The sequence below is a fragment of the Pandoraea thiooxydans genome (assembly GCF_001931675.1).
GTDB lineage: Bacteria > Pseudomonadota > Gammaproteobacteria > Burkholderiales > Burkholderiaceae > Pandoraea > Pandoraea thiooxydans.
This window is the reverse complement of sequence record NZ_CP014839.1, coordinates 1,370,110-1,385,656: the sequence shown is the minus strand read 5'-3', so window position 1 is coordinate 1,385,656 and position 15,547 is coordinate 1,370,110. Positions and strand designations below refer to the sequence as shown.

The 15,547-nt window shown below is 66.5% G+C and carries 16 protein-coding genes; 9 read left to right on the top strand and 7 right to left on the bottom strand.

The genetic code is table 11. The annotated features are described in order from the left end of the window. Positions 1-44: 44 nt before the first annotated feature. The 3 genes from PATSB16_RS06280 to PATSB16_RS06270 form a co-directional block, all read right to left on the bottom strand. Positions 45-938, bottom strand: coding sequence for an amidohydrolase family protein (locus tag PATSB16_RS06280; protein ID WP_418303885.1), 894 nt, complete (start codon positions 936-938; stop codon positions 45-47). Positions 939-1,015: 77 nt separating this feature from the next. Beyond that, a complete protein-coding gene (locus tag PATSB16_RS06275) occupies positions 1,016-2,308 on the bottom strand; it encodes an MFS transporter (RefSeq protein WP_047216323.1) in 1,293 nt (430 codons plus the stop codon). A gap of 40 nt (positions 2,309-2,348) precedes the next feature. Next, on the bottom strand, positions 2,349-3,071 hold the full coding sequence (locus PATSB16_RS06270; RefSeq protein ID WP_047213211.1) for a GntR family transcriptional regulator: 723 nt from the start codon (positions 3,069-3,071) through the stop codon (positions 2,349-2,351). Positions 3,072-3,278: 207 nt separating this feature from the next. On the opposite strand from PATSB16_RS06270, the gene PATSB16_RS06265 reads away from it, so the two are divergent. The 4 genes from PATSB16_RS06265 to PATSB16_RS06250 all read left to right on the top strand — a co-directional run bounded on the left by PATSB16_RS06265 (position 3,279) and on the right by PATSB16_RS06250 (position 6,680). Continuing rightward, positions 3,279-3,749 carry a carboxymuconolactone decarboxylase family protein gene (locus PATSB16_RS06265; RefSeq protein WP_047213210.1) on the top strand — a complete coding sequence of 157 codons (471 nt, stop codon included), beginning with the start codon at positions 3,279-3,281 and terminating at the stop codon, positions 3,747-3,749. After that, positions 3,746-4,606 (top strand): sigma-70 family RNA polymerase sigma factor, encoded by an 861-nt coding sequence (locus tag PATSB16_RS06260; RefSeq protein WP_047213209.1) that lies wholly within the window; start codon positions 3,746-3,748, stop codon positions 4,604-4,606. The genes PATSB16_RS06265 and PATSB16_RS06260 overlap by 4 nt, the downstream gene beginning before the upstream one ends. 233 nt (positions 4,607-4,839) lie before the next feature. Next, the gene (locus tag PATSB16_RS06255) at positions 4,840-5,451 is read left to right on the top strand and encodes a TetR/AcrR family transcriptional regulator (RefSeq protein WP_237170311.1); all 612 of its coding nucleotides are present in this window, start codon (positions 4,840-4,842) and stop codon (positions 5,449-5,451) included. Beyond that, complete coding sequence (locus PATSB16_RS06250; protein WP_047213205.1) at positions 5,451-6,680, top strand: glycosyltransferase; 1,230 nt, start codon at positions 5,451-5,453, stop codon at positions 6,678-6,680. Before PATSB16_RS06255 ends, PATSB16_RS06250 begins: the two co-directional genes overlap by 1 nt. 25 nt (positions 6,681-6,705) lie before the next feature. Here the strand turns inward: PATSB16_RS06250 and PATSB16_RS06245 are convergent, their stop codons facing one another. Next, on the bottom strand, positions 6,706-7,611 hold the full coding sequence (locus tag PATSB16_RS06245) for a LysR family transcriptional regulator (protein ID WP_047213203.1): 906 nt from the start codon (positions 7,609-7,611) through the stop codon (positions 6,706-6,708). Positions 7,612-7,723: 112 nt separating this feature from the next. Between PATSB16_RS06245 and PATSB16_RS06240 the strand changes: the two genes are divergently transcribed. Genes PATSB16_RS06240 through PATSB16_RS06230 form a run of 3 tightly spaced genes read left to right on the top strand, consistent with a single transcriptional unit; the run spans position 7,724 to position 10,040 of the window. Then, positions 7,724-8,338, top strand: a complete 615-nt coding sequence (locus tag PATSB16_RS06240) for a nitroreductase family protein (RefSeq protein ID WP_047213201.1) — start codon at positions 7,724-7,726, stop codon at positions 8,336-8,338. Beyond that, positions 8,335-9,207: an EamA family transporter gene (locus PATSB16_RS06235; RefSeq protein ID WP_047213200.1), complete on the top strand. Its 873-nt coding sequence runs from the start codon at positions 8,335-8,337 to the stop codon at positions 9,205-9,207. Before PATSB16_RS06240 ends, PATSB16_RS06235 begins: the two co-directional genes overlap by 4 nt. A gap of 32 nt (positions 9,208-9,239) precedes the next feature. Further along, on the top strand, positions 9,240-10,040 hold the full coding sequence (locus PATSB16_RS06230; RefSeq protein WP_047213198.1) for a dienelactone hydrolase family protein: 801 nt from the start codon (positions 9,240-9,242) through the stop codon (positions 10,038-10,040). A gap of 69 nt (positions 10,041-10,109) precedes the next feature. Here PATSB16_RS06230 and PATSB16_RS06225 read toward each other — a convergent pair whose 3' ends face one another. Both PATSB16_RS06225 and PATSB16_RS21095 read right to left on the bottom strand, forming a co-directional pair. Further along, a complete protein-coding gene (locus tag PATSB16_RS06225; protein WP_047213196.1) occupies positions 10,110-11,099 on the bottom strand; it encodes a LysR substrate-binding domain-containing protein in 990 nt (329 codons plus the stop codon). A 36-nt stretch (positions 11,100-11,135) separates the two neighbouring features. After that, on the bottom strand, positions 11,136-11,345 hold the full coding sequence (locus PATSB16_RS21095; RefSeq protein WP_237170309.1) for a hypothetical protein: 210 nt from the start codon (positions 11,343-11,345) through the stop codon (positions 11,136-11,138). Between PATSB16_RS21095 and PATSB16_RS06220 the strand changes: the two genes are divergently transcribed. Next, positions 11,344-12,459 carry an MFS transporter gene (locus PATSB16_RS06220; RefSeq protein WP_237170308.1) on the top strand — a complete coding sequence of 372 codons (1,116 nt, stop codon included), beginning with the start codon at positions 11,344-11,346 and terminating at the stop codon, positions 12,457-12,459. The genes PATSB16_RS21095 and PATSB16_RS06220 overlap by 2 nt on opposite strands. 61 nt (positions 12,460-12,520) lie before the next feature. Here PATSB16_RS06220 and pdxR read toward each other — a convergent pair whose 3' ends face one another. Continuing rightward, positions 12,521-14,002: a MocR-like pyridoxine biosynthesis transcription factor PdxR gene (gene pdxR, locus PATSB16_RS06215; RefSeq protein WP_047213193.1), complete on the bottom strand. Its 1,482-nt coding sequence runs from the start codon at positions 14,000-14,002 to the stop codon at positions 12,521-12,523. A 315-nt stretch (positions 14,003-14,317) separates the two neighbouring features. Between pdxR and PATSB16_RS06210 the strand changes: the two genes are divergently transcribed. Continuing rightward, positions 14,318-15,376 (top strand): IS110 family RNA-guided transposase, encoded by a 1,059-nt coding sequence (locus PATSB16_RS06210; RefSeq protein WP_047216322.1) that lies wholly within the window; start codon positions 14,318-14,320, stop codon positions 15,374-15,376. Positions 15,377-15,547: the final 171 nt, after the last annotated feature.

Here is a 15,547-nt window from a genome sequence, read left to right as displayed (position 1 = left end):
CGGCAGGCGGGCGCAAGCGTCTGGCGGCAGGGCGCCCCGCCGCCTCAACCGAACCTGAAGAGTCGGGCCGGCGTATCGACCAGCACCGCGCGCCGCTCGTCGGCATCGGGCAGCAGCGCCTGTATCGCGCGGCAAGCCTGGCTATAGTCCACCGTGGTCTCGAAGCGGGTGTGCGGCCAATCGCTGCCCCACAGCAGGCGCTCGGGCCCGAAGGCGTGCCTGAGCAGCGGCGTCGCCGCGCGTGCGATTGCCTCGCCGGCGACGCCCGCGGCACTGCGGTACGCCGCCGAGAGCTTGACCCAGACCCGCCGCGTCGCGCCCAGCGTCAGCAAATAACGAAAGCCCGGGTCGGTGACGCCTTGCGCCGGATCCGGCAAGCCGAAATGGTCGATCACGACGTCCAGGCCGTGTTCGAGCAGCGGCCGAACCAACCGGGCCAGCCGCGACGCTTCGCACTGCAATTCGATCTGCCAGCCCAATGCCGCCAGGCTCGGCAGCAGCGTTTGCCACGCGGCGGCAGCGAAATCGGGATCGGGCATGCCGAGCAGATTCAGGCGAATGCCGACCACGCCGGCCCGCGCCCATCGCTGCAGCCGCTGCGCATCCGCGGCGGCCTCGAGCGGGTCGATCACCACGATGCCGCGCAGCCGTTCCGGTTGCGCGGCGAGCGATTGCAGCAAATAGGCGTTGTCGGTTCCCAGAAAACTGGGTTGCACCAGCACCCCATGCGACACGCCGTGCGCATCCAGTTGCGCCAGATAGGCGCCAAGCGGCGCGTCGTAACCCGGCGCGTAGCGGCGTTGCCGCGCCAACGGCAGATCGCGCACGAACACGTGCGCGTGCGTATCGATGGCCGTGATGGCTTCGGCACGCGGCGAAGCCGCGCAGGCGAGCGAGTCGGAAATCTCCAGCATGGTCGATACGTTTTGCATAAACATCGTCGGTGCGGCGGGCCAACGACCCGCCGCACCGGCATATTGAAGTCTCTCACGGCGCGGCTGCAGCGCCGCGCGCCTCAGTAGCGGGCCTGATGGCCGGCCGTGGCTGCCTGCGCCGGCTCGCCGCCGGGCAGGCTCTCGGCCAGCGAGCGCCCGCGCGTCTCGGGCAGCATCAGCACGGCCAGCGCGACGATACTATAGGCAATCGCCGCATCGATCCCGATCGCATAGCCCAGCGGCATGCTCGCAGCCATATGCCCGACCAGCACCGGGAAAGCGGCCGACGCGACGCGTCCGAAGTTATAGCAGAATCCGACGCCCGTGCCACGCACGCCGCGCGGATACAACTCGCTGAACAGCGCGCCCATGCTGGCCGGAATCCCCGCGGCGAAAAACCCCAGCGGAAAGCCCAGCACCAGCATCGCGGCGTTGCCGAGCGGCAGGAACAGGTAGATCAGCACCGTGGCCACGCAGCAAATCGCGAACGACAGGATCGTGCCGCGCCGGCCAATGCGGTCGAGCAAGTGAGAACTGGCCACGCAACCGCAAAAGAACGCGAAGATGATCACCGCCAGATACCCGCCGGTGCCGAGCACCGAGAGGTGCCGCTCGGTCTTCAGGTAAGTCGGCAGCCAGGTCATCAGCGCATAGTAGCCACCGTGCGCGCCCACGCCCAGCAGCGCGCCGACCAGCGTCATGCGCAGCATGCGCGGCGAGAAGATGCCGACCAGCGGCGCGCTGTCGTCGCGGTTGCCGGCGTTGCGCGCCGCCTGGCGCGGCGCCTCGGGCTCCTTGACATGACGGCGCACGTAAAGAATGAGCAGCGCGGGCAAAATACCGGCGGCGAACATCGCGCGCCAGGCCATATGCGCGGGCATCACGGAAAACGCCAGCATATAGAGAAGCACCGCGGCGGCCCAGCCGACCGCCCAGGCGCTTTGCACCGTGCCCATCGCCCTGCCGCGATGCTCGGGGCGGATCGACTCGGCCATCAGCACCGCGCCGGCGGCCCACTCGCCGCCGAAACCGAGGCCCTGCAGCGTTTTCAGCAGCAGAAACTGCGTGTAGTCCTGCGCGAACGCCGAGGCGAAAGTAAACACTGCAAAAAACGCGATCGTGATCTGCAAGGTGCGCACCCGCCCGATGCGGTCGGCCATGGCACCGGCAATCCAGCCACCTACCGCCGAGGCGATCAGCGTGGCCCCGCCCACATAACCGGCCTGGGTTTTACTGATCGCCCATTCGGCGATGATCGCCGGAATCACCAGACTGAACATCTGCACGTCGAGCGCATCGAGCGCCCAGCCGCCGAAGCACGCCCAGAAGGTACGCTTTTCGGACGACGATATTTGCTTGAACCAACTGAACATCATGGGTCTCCTCAATCATTGACAGCGGTCGCGACGATCTCTAGCGGATCTCGACCTGGTAAAGGAATTCACTGGCCGGCCCGCGCGAGCGCCGCCATTCGAGCGGGCGACGGTCGTAGCCGAAGGCCAGCCGCTCGATCACCACCACCGGCGCGCCGCGCTCGATACGCAACAGCCGCGCGTGCATCGGATCGACCGTCTCCACGGTCAGGGTCTCGTTGGCCGATGCGACCACCTGGCCGCACTGCGCCTCGTAGACGGGGTACAGCAGATCGCCGATGTCGGCGAGGTCGAGCTCGGCGAAGGCGGCAAAAGGCTCGTAAGGCAGCCAGATCTCCTCGGCGAGCATCGGGGCGTCATCGATGATCCGCAGCCGCGACATGCGAATCACCTTGGCATTCGGCGCGATCTGCAGCGCCGACGAAACGGCGGACGGCGCCTCGAGCACTTCGCGCTTCAGAATGCGGCTCGACGGAATGCGGCGCTCGCCAAGCCGGCTCTGAAACCGGAAAAAGCGAAACAGCGAACCATCGAAACTCACCCGCCGCACAAACGTGCCGCGCCCCTGAAAGCGCTCGAGCATGCCCTCGGCGACCAGCACATCCACGGCCTTGCGCACCGTGCCCACCGCAACGTCGTAACTGCGCGCGAGCTCCTGCTCGGTGGGAATGGCCTCGCCCGGCCGCCAGCGCCGCTCGGCGATCTGTGCGGCCAACTCGTCACGCAGGCGCTGGTAGCGCGGCAAGCGGTTGTCGATTTGCATGGCAAATATCATTTGGTCGTTTAGTCATATATATGTTTATATGAAACGACATGAGTCGCAATGCGCGTTAACCCTTGTCCGATGCGTCGAACCCGGCGCGCACGCATGCGCGGCCCGTGCGGTGCCCGAAAAATTTTTCGCGCCGATGTCACACGCGAGGCCGCCCGCTCGTCATGTCAGGTGAACCCTCACCAAAGGAGATGTCACATGACTGCCAAGCTCGATCCGTTCGCCGCCGCCCCCGCCCTGATGAAAACCTGGATGAGCACATCGCTGGCCGCGGCCGGCAGCCTCGAGCCCAGCCTGGTTGCGCTGGTCGAAGTGCGCGCGTCGCAGATCAACGGATGCGCGAACTGCATTAACATTCACGCGACCGATGCGCGCGACAAAGGCGAGACCGAGCAGCGCCTGTATCTGCTGGCGGCCTGGCGCGAAGCGCCGTGCTATTCCGAGCGCGAACGCGCGGCGCTCGGCTGGACCGACGCGCTGACGCGACTGTGCGAAGGCCATGCGCTGGCCGGCGCGCGCAGCGCGCTCAACGATCATTTCAGTCAGGAGGAACAGGTGAACCTTACGCTGCTCGTCAACGTCATCAACGGCTGGAACCGCCTCGCGGTCGGCTTCGGCCTGTGGGCCGATCCGGCGGCGCTGAAAGCCGCCAGGGTTGCGGCCGAATGACGGACCTGCCTCCCACCACGCAAGCCGCGGCGAGCTTCGACCCGCTGCGGCGCACGCTGATCCGGGTCGCGTACCGGATGCTCGGCTCGGTGGCCGACGCCGAAGACGTCGTGCAGGACGCGTTCATCCGCTGGATGAACGCCGATCGCACCGAGGTGCGCGTGCCCGAGGCCTACCTGCGCCGCATGGTGATGCGGCTGTGCCTCGACCAGCTCAAGTCGGCCAGGCATCAGCGCGAGACCTACATCGGCCCATGGCTGCCCGAGCCGGTCGTGGAGGAAGACCCGCAGGACGACATCACGCTGCCGCTGATGCTCGCGCTCGAACGTCTCTCGCCGCTCGAGCGCGCGGCGTTCCTGCTGCATGACGTGTTCGGGCTGGAGTTCGACGAAATCGCCGCGACCATCCAGCGCGAGCCCGCCGCGTGCCGTCAACTCGCGACCCGGGCGCGCGCCCATGTGCGGGAATCACGCCCGCGCTTTCAGGTCGAGAAGCAGCACGGCCTGAAGCTCGCCGAGGCGTTCTTCGCGGCTTCGCGCAGCGGCGACATGAGTGCGCTCGGCGCGCTGTTGGCCGCCGACGTGAGCATCCATGCGGACGGCGGCGGCAAGCGATCGGCCGCTGGCCACCCGGTCCTCGGTTTCGAAGCGGTGATGGCGGTGCACGCGCGCCTGGCCGACCTGTTCCGCGAGCACGCCTCGACCTTCGTGCGCGCGTGCCTGATCAACGGCCTGCCGGGCTTCATCACGCGCGAGGCCGACGGCGAACTGCAGACGACCGCCCTCGAAATCGAGGACGGCAAGGTGCGCGCCATTTACGTGGTGCGCAATCCGGACAAGCTGCGGCATCTGCACTAGCAGGGTGTTGAAAACGTAGCGAGCGGGTCGGGATCGGGGCAGACCAGCGCGCGAAACCGGCTGCCGTGTCATGGCGAACGCGCCGCCGGACAGATTTCGCCCGCATCGACCGCCATGCTTCGTGTTGCACATAATTCATGAACGATGCACAATATTGAACATCGTTCAAATTTATAACTCACATGCCCACGCCGCCGCCCTCAGGCCGTCGAGACCGCAAGCGCCTGCAAACCATGGCGCACCTTGCACGCACCGCTGCCGATCTATTCGAGGCCCACGGCTACGAGGCGGTGACCATGGAGTTGATCGCCGCCGCGGCGGACGTGGCCAAGGGCACGCTGTACAACCATTTCCCGGTCAAGGAGGCGGTGCTCGCGCATTGGCTGCATATGGAACTCGCGACGAATCTGGCGATGCTGCACGAGGCGCTGCAGACCCGGCCCGGCTTCGCCGAAGGCGCGCGGTTTGTGCTGGACCACTCGGCCAACTGGTGCGAGACCCATCCGGACTATCTCGCGCCCTACCTGCGCTTCCGGTTCCTTGGTATCGGCGCAGTGCCCTCTGCCTCGCACGACAGCGAGCAATTGAGCGACATCGTCGACACTTTCGGTTGGCTGATCCGGCGCGGGCAAGCTTCAGGCGACATTCGTGACGATCTGGATGCGGAAAGCCTCGCCATTGCGTTCCACCACCTCTACCTCGGCGCCATGCTGCGCTGGCTTGCCGACCCGAGCCTGAGACTGCGCGAAGAATTCAACGCAACCGTCGAATTGTTCCTGCACGGAGCAGCGAGCCCAGCCAGTGCGCCGGCCAAGGCATCGCCCAAACCCAGGAAGAAAAGCTGATGAAGTTCATTGTTGCGACGTATGGCACCGAGGGCGACGCGCGACCGTTCGCCGCGCTGTGCCGAGGCTTGATCGATGCCGGCCACGAGGCTCGGCTGCTCGCCGATGCCGCCACGCTCGGCAGCGCTCAGGCGCTGGGTGTGCCGACTACCGCGTTGGCCGGCGACATCCGCGGCACGCTTGGCGCGGACCATGCGATCGCCGGCGTGGTCGCCAAGGGCGGTGGATTTAACGGCACCGCACGCGCGCTGGCGAATATTGCCAACGAAAACGCCGATGCCTGGATGCGCACCATCGTTCAGGCCTGCGAAGGTTGCGATGCGATCCTGGTCGCGGGGCTGGCCTCGTTCGTCGGGCTTTGCGCCGCCGAGTACCTGGGCGTCCAGGGCATCGGTTCCGGCATGATTCCGATCACGCCGAGCACCGCTTTCCCGTCGCCGTTTCTGCCGCCCCGGTGGGTGCCGCGACCGCTTAACCGGGCCAGCCACCGCTTTGTGAATACGATGTTGTGGAAGGCTTTCCGCGACCGAACCAATGCCGCCCGCGCGGCCTTCGGGCTGCCGCCACGCACGGCCGTATGGTCCAGTCACCCGATGGTCTATGGCGTCTCGCCCAGCCTGCTGCCCGCTCCCGCCGACTGGCCCGCCAACGCACACTTGTGCGGCCAGTGGCTGGCACCCGACCCCGTGTGGACGCCGCCGCCGGCGCTGGCGAACTTTCTCGCCGCCGGGCAAGCGCCGGTCTATATCGGCTTTGGCAGCATGGCCGGCTTCGACAACGAACGACTGCTCGACGCGCTGATCGAAGCGATGGCCGGGCGCCGCGCGCTGTTCTATCCCGGCTGGAGCGGCATCGATACGCGGCGCCTTCCGGGCAATTTCCTCGTCATCGGCAACACTCCGCACGACTGGCTGTTCCCGCGCACGGCGGCAGTCATCCATCATGGCGGCTCAGGCACCTCGCACTCCGCCGCGCGCGCCGGCGTGCCCTCGATCGTGACGCCCTTCGCCGGCGACCAGTTCTTCTGGGCGGAGCGCCTGCGCCTGGCTGGCGTCGCACCGTGCGCCGTGAATGGACGACGGCCCAAAGCCGCGGCCTTCGCGCGCGCGCTGGACTTCGTCGCTCAGACCAAGGTTCGAAGTCGCGCCCAAGCGCTGGGTGAATTAATGCAAGCGGAAAACGGCGTCGCCGCAGCGGTGGCAATGCTGGAGCGTGTCGTGTCGCGCTGACCCGCCAAACTTGTGCCGACTCAACTCACGCGGTAGTGATCGGCAGGCGGCCGAACTCTTCGACCAGAAACTCGAGAAAAGCGCGAACCTTCGGGGCGACGTGCAGCCGCGACGAATAAATGGCGTAGAGCGTTGTCTCCACGGTGCGCCAGTCCTCCAGCGCGGCTTGCAGCCGCCCTTCCCGCAGGTCGTCTTCGACATAGGGACAGGGCACCAGGCTTACGCCGAAGCCGGCACGCAGCGCGTCGCGCACCGCCAGGCTCGAGGACACCGAATAGCGCGCGCCGACGGCAATCCGCTCGGTGCTGCCGTCCTTGCTGAAATCCCAGACATCGGCATGCCCCGACAGGCTGAAGCGGACGTGATCGAGCGCCTTCAAGTCGGCCGGCGTGCGGGGCTTGCCGCGCGCCTCGAAATAAGACGGCGCCGCGCACAGCACGTGCGGCATGACCGCCAGCTTCCTGGCGATCAGGCTCGAATCCTCGAGATTGTCGCTGCCGCGAATGGCCATGTCGAACCCGTCCCGGACGAGATCCACGCGGCGATCGTCAAGATGCAGGTCGAGTTTCAGATCGGGATAGCGCGACAGAAATCGGGGGATGGCCGCCGACAGGCACGTCAAGGTCACCGTCATCGGCGCGCTCACGCGCAGCGTGCCGCGCGGCGCCGCCTTGATCGGGGACAGCGCCTGATCGGCCTCGGCCAGCGCGTCGAGCCCGCGCGTGACATGCGCCAGATAAATGCGTCCTTCCTCGGTCAGCGCCATGCGCCGCGTCGTCCGGTGGATGAGCCGCACGCCGACATGGGCCTCGAGCTCGGCGACATTCTTGCTGATCGCCGCCGAGGACAGACCGAGCCGCCGCCCGGCTTCGGCGAAGCTGTTGAACTCCGCGGCACAACGAAACACCTGCAGGGCCGTATAGCGATCCATCGATTATTTACCCTTGGTAAAAAGTATTCTTATTTTTTGCGCATTAACATCTGACAGTGCATTTCGTATTCTAGCTGGAGCCTTTCTCACTTTCCCGGTCAGGAACGAAATGATGACCCATCCCAGCATTACGTTGATCGAACAGCGCGTCTCCGCCGACCGATTCGATGCCTCGCATACCGTGGCGCATGCGGAGATCGAGACGCTGGTGCGCCTTGCGACGCGCGCCCCGAGCGCCTATAACCTGCAGAACTGGCGATTCGTCGCCGTGCACACGCCAGAGGCCAAGGCTAGGCTGCGCAGCCTGGCGCATGGCCAGGTCAAGGTGTCCGAGGCTGCCGTCACTTTCATCGTCTGCGGCGCGCTGCCCGATCCGGCCGCGATCCCCGCGCGGCTGTCGCCCTTCGTCGAAGCCGGCCACATGCCGGCGAAGATGGCGGCGGGCTGGCAAGCCGGCGCTGTCGCGCAATATGCCGATGCGCGGACCGCCCGCGACGAAGCCGTGCGCTCGGCCACCCTGGGCGCCGCGACACTGATCCATGGTGCCGGAGCGCTCGGTTTCGCCTCATGCCCGATGGTCGGGTTCGATGCCGAAGGCGTCGCACACGCGTTCGGGCTCGCCGCGAACGAAATCCCGGTGCTGCTGCTCCCGGTTGGCCGGGCCGCGCCCGGCAACTGGCCGCAGAAGCCCCGCCGCCCGCTCTCCGAGGTCCTGCAAATCGCATGAAAACCACTGCCTCCGACCTGCTGCTCACGGCAATCGCGCCTGCCGTCTGGGGCAGCACCTATATCGTCACCACCCAGTTTCTGCCGAATTTTTCGCCGATGACGGTCGCCATGCTGCGCGCCCTGCCCGCGGGGTTGCTGCTGCTGGCAATCGTGCGGCAGTTGCCGAGCGGCATCTGGTGGTTGCGCGCATTCGTGCTCGGCGCGCTCAATATCTCGATCTTCCTGAGCATGCTGTTCGTCGCGGCGTACCGCTTGCCGGGCGGGGTTGCCGCGACGGTAGCGGCGGTCCAGCCGCTGTTCGCGATCTTCCTGGCCGCCGCTTTGCTCGGCAGTCCGATCCGTACCGTGGCGATCGTCTCAGCCCTGATCGGCATCGGCGGCGTCGGGCTGCTGGTGCTAAGCCCGCACGCCGCGCTCGATGCCGTGGGCGTGGCCGCGGGGCTGGCCGGCGCGGCCTCGATGGCGGTGGGCAATATATTGACCCGCAAGTGGCAGCCGCCAGTCTCGCTGCTGACTTTCACCGCATGGCAACTCACCGCCGGCGGCATCCTGCTGGTGCCGGCGGTGCTGCTGTTCGAGCCGGCGATGCCGGCGCCCACCCTCGCCAACCTGGCCGGACTGGCGTGGCTCGGCCTGATCGGCGCGGCGTTGACCTACGTGCTCTGGTTCCGGGGTATCGCGCGGCTCGACTCCGCCGTGGTGTCGCCGCTGCTGTTCATCAGCCCATTGACCGCCGTGCTGCTGGGATGGATGATCCTGAATCAGACGCTGAGCCCGCCGCAGATCGCCGGTATCGTGCTTGTCATCGGCAGCATTTGGCTGAGCCAAAGCCCCACTCGCAGGCTGGCGCGCCAACCGTCACACTGAATCGTCGTCTCAACCGCCGGGAGAACACTGCCATGCGACTCGCACGCCTCATCCCCGTTTTGCTCACCGCGCTCGCCACACTCGCCGCCTCGCCGGCTTTCGCGAAAATGGTCGCCCGCCCGGTCGACTGGACCCTCGGGGGCACCACCTTCAAGAACGTGCTGGTCTATGACGACGCCAGCACGGCCAAGCGCCCCGGCCTGGTGATGGTGCCCAACTGGTTCGGCGTCAACGACACCGCCATCGCCAAAGCCAAAATGATCGCGGGCAAGGACTACGTGATTCTGCTCACCGACATGTATGGCGCGGGCGTGCGGCCCACCAATACCAGCGAGGCCCAGCAGGCGGTGGCGCCGCTCTATCACGATCGCAGCCTGATGCGCGCGCGCATCGGCCGGGCCTTCGCGCAACTCAAGGCCGAAGCCGGCAGCGCGCCGATCGATCTGTCGCGGCTGGCCGCCATCGGCTTTTGCTTCGGCGGCGCCGCGGTGCTCGACCTGGCGCGCAGCGGGGCAAACGTGAAGGCAGTGGTGGCGTTTCACGGTGACCTGAGCACCGACGATCCGGCACTCGCCAAAAACATCAAGGCGCGCGTGCTGGCCATCAACGGCGCCGACGACGCCTTCACCATGCCGCAAGTGCCGCAATTCACCCAGGACATGCGGCAAAGCCCCGCCGACTGGGAGTTCGTCGAAATCGGCCATGCCGTGCATTGCTTCACCGAAACCGAAGAGACCGCCACGACCGGCAATTGCCGCTACAACGCCAAGGCAGCGGCGCGCTCCTACCGGATGATGCACGACTGGCTCAACGAGAGTTTTGCCGCGCATTGAGTTGGCGCCTGCCTCGCACGAGCGGCGTGGCAGGTAACCCACACCGCCGTCACCCCTGGGCCGACCGCATCAAGGGCTCAAGGACGACGGCGCCCGCCGAACCCGGCTGGCGGACTCGCTTCGGGCCGGCGCGCCCGGATGTCGCGCCGCCGCGGTGATCCATTCCTTGAAAGCCATGACCGCGTCGTCGTCCGCGCGCTCGGTGTTCACCACCAGCGTGTAATCGGGGCCGCGCCAGACCGGCTTCGAGATCGGACAGACCAGGCGCCCGGTGGCAATCTCGCGCTCGATCAGCGGCAGCGACGCCAACGTCACGCCGAGGCCTTCGGTGGCCGCGCCCAGTTGCAGAAAGACATGATCGAAGTCGAGATGGCGCACGCCCCGCAGGCCCGGCGCGCCGGCCTCGCGCAGCCAGTCGGACCAGGCGCCGCGCGTGCTCATCGAGTGCAGCAGCGTGTGATTGCGCAGATCGGCAACCGTTCTGATCGGATGGTTGAGCAGCACCGCCGGACTGCAGGCCGGCAGCCGCAAGTCGGGCATCAGCGGCGTCGACACGAGGCCCGCGGCTTCCTCCGGCCCCGAGCGCACGCCAACGTCGAATGCATCGCCGACATAACGCAGCCGGCGCGAGGCCGTTGAGAGCCGCACCTCGATGTCGGGATAGCGGGCCTGGAAATTCGCCAGGCGGGGGATCAGCCAGCACAAGGCGAAGCTCGCCAGCGCATTGACGCGCACCACCCCGGTGATGCGGCGCGGCATCGATTCGTGGCGCAGCCGGGTGACCGAGCTGCTCAGGCGCGCAAACGCGCCGTTGACGTCGTTGAGCAGCGCGGCGCCTTCGTCGGTCAACACCACGCCGCGCGAGCGCCGCTCGAAAAGCGGCACACCGAACCAATCCTCCAGCAACCGGATCTGTTTGCCGACAGCCCAATGCGTGACGTGCAGATCGCTTGCCGCCGCCGCGAAGCTCCCCAGGCGGGCCACCGCCTCGAAGTGCCGCAACGCATTCAATGGCGGCAATTTTTCGGCGTCCTTGGCGGTGCGTTTGACGGTGCTCATAAGGTGACTTTTTCTCCCGGCTGACTCAATATTACGTCAGTTGCGGCCCATGGGTGGCGAACCTAGACTATCGATGTTACGCAACACGACGCCGGCGCTGCCGCCCAAGCCCGCGCCAGCGCGAATCGCTTGAACCATGAGACCTTTCTCTTTCTCCAGCTCCACGACCGACACAATCGACACGGCCGACGGCCTCGCCCAGGCGACGGCCGCATCACGCACCCGCGTGTTATGGATCTCGTGCATGGCGCACGCGCTGCACGATGGGTACACCGACATGATTTACGCGCTGCTGCCCATCTGGCAGGCGGACTTCGGGCTCGATTACGGCGCCCTGGCAATCGTGCGCGGCGTCTATGCGGGCACCATGGCCGCGCTGCAGATGCCCGCCGGGCGCCTGGCCCGGAGCTTCGGCACGCGGGCGACGCTTGCGCTGGGCACGTTGCTGGCCGCGTTGGGCTATGCGGTCGCGGGCGTGTCCGGCACGCTGGTGGGCTTATGCGTGGCGCTCGCCGTCTCGGGCAGCGGCTCGAGCACGCAACACCCGCTGGCTTCGGGCGCCGTCGCGCGGGCATACGGCCGCGACGCACGCGGCCCGCTCAGTGTCTACAATTTCTCCGGAGATCTCGGCAAAGCGGCGCTGCCGGCCGCCATCTCGCTGCTGATTACCTTCATGCCGTGGCGCCATGCGCTTTGGGCCCTGTCCACCGTGGGCATCCTGTTCGCGCTGGCAATTGCACTTTTTCTCCCGTCGGTACCGCGCGGCGAACCGTCGCCCACCGATGCGCCCCGCGCCGCCCGCGGCGGCTCGCGATCGGGCTTTTCATGGCTGTTCACGATCGGTGTGCTCGACACCGCCGTGCGCATGGGGTTGTTGACTTTCCTGCCCTTCCTGTTGAAAGAAAAAGGCATCTCGCCACCGATGATCGGCACCGCGCTTGCGCTCGTCTTCATCGGCGGCGCCGCCGGCAAGTTCGTGTGCGGCTGGCTCGGCGCGCGCCTGGGCGTCATCGGCACGGTGTTCGCCACCGAGGGCGGCACGGCCGCGCTGATACTGGCCGTGATCTACCTGCCGTTGACCCCGGCGATGATCCTGTTGCCGGTGCTTGGCGTGATGCTCAACGGCACCTCGTCCGTGCTGTACGGCACCGTGCCCGAGCTGACCCCGGTCGAGCGCACCGAACGGGCGTTTGCGCTCTTTTACACCGGCACCATCGCGGCCGGCGCACTGGCTCCGGTGGCTTACGGCTTTCTGGGCGACCGCATCGGCGTGCATGGCGCGACGATCGCCACCGCAGTGTCGGCGCTGGCCATCTATCCGCTTGCGCTGGCGCTTCGGCCGCATCTGCGCGCGGCGTGAGAACGTGCGCCGCACGCTCGCTCCGCCACCGGTCCACAGCGGGGCGCATCGCGTGCCCGCGCTATTGCCGCACTGCGGCAGTCCGGGCCACCTGCGACGCCAACCGCGCCAGCACCTTCACGGCCCCCGGAATCTCGTCGGCCGATGTGTTGCCGTAGCCGATCACCAGCCCGTTTTCCTGCGCACCGCCGTCGCTCGTGAAGCGCGACAGCGCCCCCACGCCGATCCGATGAGCCTGGGCCAGCTCGACCAGCTTGCGGTCGGCAATATGCGGGGGCAGGCGCAGGCTCAGGTGCATGCCGCAGTTGCCGCCCAGAATGGGCGCCTGCGCGAAATGCCGGCCCAGCGCGTCGCGCAGGACCTGCTGCCGCTCGCGGTACAGGCGGCGCATGCGCCCAAGATGCCGGGCGAACTCGCCGCTGTCGATGAAGTCGGCGAGCGCCAGCTGGTCGAGCCGGTGGCCGCCGCGCAGCAGCTCCTGCAAGGCCAGCCGGGAGGGTTCGACAATGCCGCGCGGCAACACGACGAAGCCGATGCGCAGCGCCGGAAACATCGTCTTGCTGAACGAGCCGACATAGAGCACCGGCGCATCGGGCACCAGCCCCTGCATGCTGGCGATCGGCTCGCCGGTGTGGCGAAACTCGCCGTCGTAGTCGTCCTCGATCAGCCACGCGCCGGCGCGTCTGGCCTGGGCGATCAGTTCGAGCCGGCGGGCGACCGACAGCACGGCGCCGGTCGGATACTGATGCGCGGGCGTCGTATAGACGAGCTTCGGCGCATGCGTGCGCCAGGCGTTGGCAGGCACGGCCAGCCCTTCGTGGTCGACGGGTATCGGCACGATCCGCAGGTCGCCGGCACGGAATGCCGCGCGCGCGCCGCGATAGCCAGGATCATCCACCCAGCCCACGTCGCCGGGGTCGGCCAGCAGCGTCACGCACAGATTCAGCGCCTCCTGCGCGCCGCCGGTGATGACCACTTGTGCGCCATCGCAGCGCACGCCCCGCGCGATGCGCAAATGCGCGGCGATGGCCTCGCGCAGCACCGGCTCGCCGGCCGGGTCGCCATAGCCCAGCGCACGGGGCTGCGCGCTTTGCAATGCGCGCTCGACACAGCGGCGCCAAACTGCCAGGGGAAAATGATCCAGCGCCGGCGTGCCCGCCCCGAGCAGCGCCTCGCGCACCGGGCGCAGGCTCACGCCGGCAAACCCGGCAAGCCGCCGCGCCAGCGCCGGCGGCGCGAACGCGGCATCGGCCGCAAGCTCGTTTCGCAGCGCCGCGCTCGACAGCGCGCTCACCCGCGTGCCCTGCCGATCGGCGATCACATAGCCCTGCGCGGCCAGATGGTCGTAGGCGATCACCACCGTGTTGCGCGACACGCCAAGCTCGGCGGCCAGCAGCCGCGACGAGGGCAGCAACGCCGCAGCCGGCAGGCGGCCCGACAGAATCGCCTGTTGCAGGCGCTCGATCAGCTGCTTTTGCAGCGGCACGAGCTTGCCGGTCGGCGCAGTCGCCCCTGGCGTCAACGGGCCGATGATTTCGATCATGGTGCCTGGACCTATGAAATGATCAATTCCTGGATCTTTTTAACGTACCACAGCTGCCGTATCTTACGTGCAGAACACGACTCACCCTGACTCATACCCGCGGAAAAAAGGAGATGTAATGGATGCCTCCCTCCCTACGGGGATTGAAACTGGGACTGGAGTACGGAGATGAAGAACGTGGCTGTTCTGTGGAGTTGTCTTGCGGCGATCGCAAGGTGGACCCTCGAATGGATACGGCATCAAGGTGCCCAGGGTGTGATAGACCGAGGTCTTCACAAACACCATCGAGGGTCCGACATGAATCGTAAAGCAAGCATGGGAGCTGGGCAAATCATCGGCTTGATCGACGGCCAGCAGGTCTTTGGGGTGGACATTGCCAAGAGCGTTTTCCAGCTACACACGGTGGACATGGACACTGGCGAAATCATTAACCAGCAGATCAAGCGTGCGAAGGTGCTGGAGTATTTCGCAAACCGTCAGTCCTGCTTGATCGGCATTGAGGCGTGCGGTGGTGCGCACTACTGGGCACGCAAGTTCAAGGCGCTGGGTCACAGCGTACGACTCATCCACGCCAAGGCAGTAAGGCCGTTTGTCTGCGGCAACAAGACCGACGCGACGGACGCACGTGCGATCTGGCTGGCTATTCAGCAACCTGGAACGAAGTTCGTGGGCATGAAGACGTTGGAGCAGCAGGCGACGCTGACGCTGCACCGCCAGAGAGAGCTGCTCATGAAGATGAAAATCATGCAGATGAACTCACTGCGAGGCCTGCTCTATGAGTTCGGCACGATCTTCGCCAAGGGAGCGAGGGCCCTGCTCAGTGAGATGGAGACGGCGCTTGAATCGTTGGCCAAGGACATCCCGCAGTACGTAGCTGACAGCCTGCGAGAGCAAACTCAACGGATCAAGCAAACCGAAGCCGACATTAGGGCGATCGAACAGCGGCTGGCGCAGCGCCTGCGTGAGAACGTTGACATGAAGCGCGTGGCCGAGATTCCGGGCGTGGGTCTGCTCACCGCGACGGCAGCGATCGCCACGATGGGCGAGGCTCGCGCCTTTAAGTCCGCCCGCGAATTCTGCGCGTGGCTGGGCTTGGTGCCAAAGCAACGCGGCACAGGGGGCAAGGTCAATCTGCTGGGCATCTCCAAGCGAGGAGACACCTATTTGCGCACGTTGCTGATTCACGGGGCGCGGTCGGTACTCACGAACGCCAAGGAGCCGGGACCATGGCTTGAACAGATCAAGGTGCGGCGCCCAGCGAACGTGGTCATCGTGGCACAAGCCGCGAAGATGGCACGCACGATCTGGGCCATCACCGCCAAGCAGCAAGAGTACCAACGGGGTTACCAGAGCACCAAGCCGCTTGCGGCCTAACTCGGTAACCAATCATCCATCACCTTTAGAAGGATATGGTGAGCCTTTGAAGGCGCACAGGCAGCACGAAGCGAAGTGATGTGAAACAGGTCAGACCGGGACGAGCTAAACCTGAATGTCATTCCGGACTTCAACAGTCCGTTTTGGAGATGAGGTGTTCGTCAGCGGATT

Coding starts and splice junctions, on each gene's coding strand:
- PATSB16_RS06210 (WP_047216322.1), top strand. CDS start 14,318: ATGGGAGCTGGGCAAATCATCGGCTTGATCGACGGCCAGCAGGTCTTT.
- PATSB16_RS21095 (WP_237170309.1), bottom strand. CDS start 11,345: ATGCACGAGATCCATAACACGCGGGTGCGTGATGCGGCCGTCGCCTGG.
- PATSB16_RS06255 (WP_237170311.1), top strand. CDS start 4,840: ATGGCGCACCTTGCACGCACCGCTGCCGATCTATTCGAGGCCCACGGC.
- pdxR (WP_047213193.1), bottom strand. CDS start 14,002: ATGATCGAAATCATCGGCCCGTTGACGCCAGGGGCGACTGCGCCGACC.
- PATSB16_RS06230 (WP_047213198.1), top strand. CDS start 9,240: ATGCGACTCGCACGCCTCATCCCCGTTTTGCTCACCGCGCTCGCCACA.
- PATSB16_RS06225 (WP_047213196.1), bottom strand. CDS start 11,099: ATGAGCACCGTCAAACGCACCGCCAAGGACGCCGAAAAATTGCCGCCA.
- PATSB16_RS06220 (WP_237170308.1), top strand. CDS start 11,344: ATGGCGCACGCGCTGCACGATGGGTACACCGACATGATTTACGCGCTG.
- PATSB16_RS06270 (WP_047213211.1), bottom strand. CDS start 3,071: ATGCAAATCGACAACCGCTTGCCGCGCTACCAGCGCCTGCGTGACGAG.
- PATSB16_RS06280 (WP_418303885.1), bottom strand. CDS start 938: ATGTTTATGCAAAACGTATCGACCATGCTGGAGATTTCCGACTCGCTC.
- PATSB16_RS06275 (WP_047216323.1), bottom strand. CDS start 2,308: ATGTTCAGTTGGTTCAAGCAAATATCGTCGTCCGAAAAGCGTACCTTC.
- PATSB16_RS06240 (WP_047213201.1), top strand. CDS start 7,724: ATGACCCATCCCAGCATTACGTTGATCGAACAGCGCGTCTCCGCCGAC.
- PATSB16_RS06250 (WP_047213205.1), top strand. CDS start 5,451: ATGAAGTTCATTGTTGCGACGTATGGCACCGAGGGCGACGCGCGACCG.
- PATSB16_RS06260 (WP_047213209.1), top strand. CDS start 3,746: ATGACGGACCTGCCTCCCACCACGCAAGCCGCGGCGAGCTTCGACCCG.
- PATSB16_RS06235 (WP_047213200.1), top strand. CDS start 8,335: ATGAAAACCACTGCCTCCGACCTGCTGCTCACGGCAATCGCGCCTGCC.
- PATSB16_RS06245 (WP_047213203.1), bottom strand. CDS start 7,611: ATGGATCGCTATACGGCCCTGCAGGTGTTTCGTTGTGCCGCGGAGTTC.
- PATSB16_RS06265 (WP_047213210.1), top strand. CDS start 3,279: ATGACTGCCAAGCTCGATCCGTTCGCCGCCGCCCCCGCCCTGATGAAA.